4 protein-coding genes and 1 pseudogene are annotated in these 2,893 nt (G+C 63.3%); all 5 read left to right on the top strand.

The window, feature by feature from the left end; translation table 11 throughout:
• Window positions 1–209 (top strand): annotated as a pseudogene (locus EOA27_RS30235) (ABC transporter substrate-binding protein); the annotation flags it as partial.
• Window positions 210–364: 155 nt separating this feature from the next.
• A complete protein-coding gene (locus EOA27_RS30230; protein WP_126078179.1) occupies window positions 365–1,219 on the top strand; it encodes an ABC transporter ATP-binding protein in 855 nt (284 codons plus the stop codon).
• Between the two features lie 13 nt (window positions 1,220–1,232).
• Window positions 1,233–2,108: an ABC transporter permease gene (locus EOA27_RS30225; RefSeq protein WP_126078178.1), complete on the top strand. Its 876-nt coding sequence runs from the start codon at window positions 1,233–1,235 to the stop codon at window positions 2,106–2,108.
• A 108-nt stretch (window positions 2,109–2,216) separates the two neighbouring features.
• Entirely contained in the window at window positions 2,217–2,507 is a 291-nt protein-coding gene (locus tag EOA27_RS30220) for a type II toxin-antitoxin system ParD family antitoxin (RefSeq protein WP_126078177.1), read from the top strand.
• Complete coding sequence (locus EOA27_RS30215) at window positions 2,504–2,731, top strand: type II toxin-antitoxin system RelE/ParE family toxin (protein WP_126078176.1); 228 nt, start codon at window positions 2,504–2,506, stop codon at window positions 2,729–2,731. Before EOA27_RS30220 ends, EOA27_RS30215 begins: the two co-directional genes overlap by 4 nt.
• The last annotated feature ends 162 nt before the right edge of the window (window positions 2,732–2,893 follow it).

Here is a 2,893-nt window from a genome sequence, read left to right as displayed (position 1 = left end):
TGCCGAAGGACTATTACGCCGGCAACAAGGACCTTTACGTGCAGGGCCTCGCCGGCGGCAAGGCGCAGTTCACGCCAGACGGCCGCATGCCTGCCGATGGTCCTCAGACGGTGCTCAAGGTTCTGTCGACCTTCTCCAAGAGCCTGCAGGGCAAGCAGATCGACCTGTCGAAGACCTACACGACCGAGTTCGTCGACGCGGCCAAGTAGGCGCCGGCAGGCGAGGGCGGACGGATCCGTCCGCCCTGAAAAACAAGGACTTGCGCCGGCTGCCTGATTCAATCCGGCAGCTGCGCCTTGAGATGCCGGCGAGCAGGCCACCGGCCCGAGCCGCCATTCTCGCATCACCACCACAGGAGTGTGCCATGCAATCGCAGACCATGGCTGCGGAGAAATTGTCTCCCGCCGCGCCGCCGGCCGATGCCGCTATAGCCATTGACGATGTGACGCTGCGCTTCGTCACGCCGGACGGCCACATGATGACGGCGATCCGCGATTTCACCATGACGGTGGCGCGAGGCGAGTTCGCCTGCGTCGTCGGCCCGACCGGCTGCGGCAAGTCGACCACGCTTAACCTCGTCACCGGTCTCTTGCGTCCAACGACCGGCAATGTCCGCGTCATGGGCAATCCGGTCACCGACATCAGCCGCGACATCGGCTTCGTCTTCCAGGCCGATGCACTGTTTCCCTGGCGCAGCGTCATCGACAATGTCGCTGCCGGTCCGCTCTTCCGTGGCACGCCGAAGGCGCAAGCCTATGAGAAGGCGCGCGACTGGATCGGCCGCGTCGGACTTTCGCGCTTTGAGAAGCATTACCCGCACCAGCTCTCGGGCGGCATGCGCAAGCGCGTGGCGCTGGCCCAGACCTTCATCAACCAGCCCAAGATCCTGCTGATGGACGAGCCGTTCAGCGCGCTCGACATGCAGACCCGCACCGCCATGCAGGACGAGTTGCTGGGCCTGTGGTCGGGACTCAAATCCTCCGTCGTCTTCGTCACGCATGATCTGGAGGAAGCGGTGGCGCTGGCCGACAAGGTCTATGTGCTGACCGCCGGTCCGGGCACGGTGAAGAGCGTCTACCGTATCGACCTGCCGCGCCCCCGCGTCATGGCCGACATCCGTTACGACCCGAAATTCATCGAGATCGCCAAGGTGATCTGGAACGATCTGCGCGAGGAAGTGCAGCTCGGCCAGAGCCGTGGCTTTCAGACCGGCCATTGAAAGGGGAAGCAGCATGACCGCCATCTCTCCTACCGAACAGGCTGCCATCCGCGCGACCTCGATCGTCGCCGCCGAAGCGCAGGCGAGGGTGCGGCTGCGCAAGCGCCATGCCTTGGTTATCGGCCTGCGGCTTGCGATCCTCGTCGTCTTCCTTGGCCTGTGGGAACTTTGCGCCGATTACAGCATCATCGACCCGTTCTTCTTCTCCAGCCCGTCGGGGATATGGGAGCAGATCTGGTCCTGGGTCACCGAGGGCACTTCTCAGGGGCCGCTCTGGCTGCAGATCTATGTGACGCTGGAGGAAACGTTCCTCGGCTTTGCCATCGGCGCGGTCGGCGGCATCGTGGCGGGCATCATCCTCGGCCGCAACAAGCTGCTGGCGGATGTCTTCTCGATCTACATCAAGATCGCCAACTCGGTGCCGCGCGTGGTGCTGGGCTCGGTCTTCATCATCGCGCTTGGCCTCGGCATGGCGTCCAAGGTGGCGCTGGCCGTCGTCATGGTGTTCTTCGTCGTCTTCGCCAACGCCTTTCAGGGTGTGCGCGAGGCCGACAGGGCGATGATCGCCAACGCCCAGATCCTCGGCGCCTCGCCGATGCAGATCACGAGATCGGTCATCATTCCTTCGGCGATGAGCTGGATCCTCGCCAGCCTGCATGTCTCGTTCGGCTTCGCCCTTGTCGGCGCGGTCGTCGGCGAGTTCCTCGGCGCCAAGCAGGGCATGGGCCTCCTGATCTCCACCGCGCAGGGCGCCTTCAACGCCAATGGCGTCTTCGCGGCCATGATCATCCTGGCGGTGATGGCGCTGGTGGTGGAGTTCCTGATCACCCGCTTCGAGAACTATGTGGTGAAGTGGCGCCCGGCGCCATTCAACGAGCAGGGGACGTGATCGATCGCCGCACACCATCATGGTTCGATGTTTGGTGTGCGGCCTTGCCTAAAGTGTATGACAAAGTCATGCACCAGTGCTATATCAAGGGGCATCGAGGAGACGGTCATGCGAAACTCCCAACCCCTGACGATCACACTGCCGCTCGAAATGGCGCAGATGGTGAAAGACAAGGTGGCCTCGGGCGAATACGCCACCGAAAGCGAGGTCATCCGTGATGGCTTGCGCACGCTTGCGGCGCGTGATGCGGCGGTTGAACCTTGGCTGCGCGAGGAAGTCGTGCCGATAATGCGGGATGCGCGCGCCCGTCCCGAGAAGCTGTTGACGGCCGAACAGCTGCGCCGCAATCTCTCTGAGCACATCAACGCGATCGCCGCTAAACCGCGCTCCGGTGCATGAAGTACCAGGTCAGGTTCCACGCTGCCGCCGAGCGAGACATTGCCGAACTGCTGAACCAATTGGCGCCTAAAGCCGGCGTGGAAACGGCATTGCGCTTTGTCGGAGGTCTCATCGACTATTGCCTCGACGTCGCGACATTTCCGGAGCGTGGCATGCGTCATGACGAGATCGCCCCGGGGTTTGCGTACGGTGGGGTGGCGCCGGCGCGCGACGATCGCGTTTGAAATCGTGGATGACAAAGTGATCATCCTGCGGATTCTTTATGCGGGTCGTACGCTCGAACTGCCGGACGAAGAATCGGAACACTGACGCGGCCAGTGGCCTCACGCCAGCGGCAGCCGCACCTCGACCTTGAGCCCGCCGCCGACGGCGTCGCCAAGCGTGAC

It is taken from the genome of Mesorhizobium sp. M2A.F.Ca.ET.037.01.1.1, assembly GCF_003998075.1.
Taxonomy (GTDB): Bacteria; Pseudomonadota; Alphaproteobacteria; order Rhizobiales; family Rhizobiaceae; genus Mesorhizobium.
Note: the sequence above shows the minus strand (reverse complement) of the source record. Positions and strands in the feature narration are given on the sequence as shown.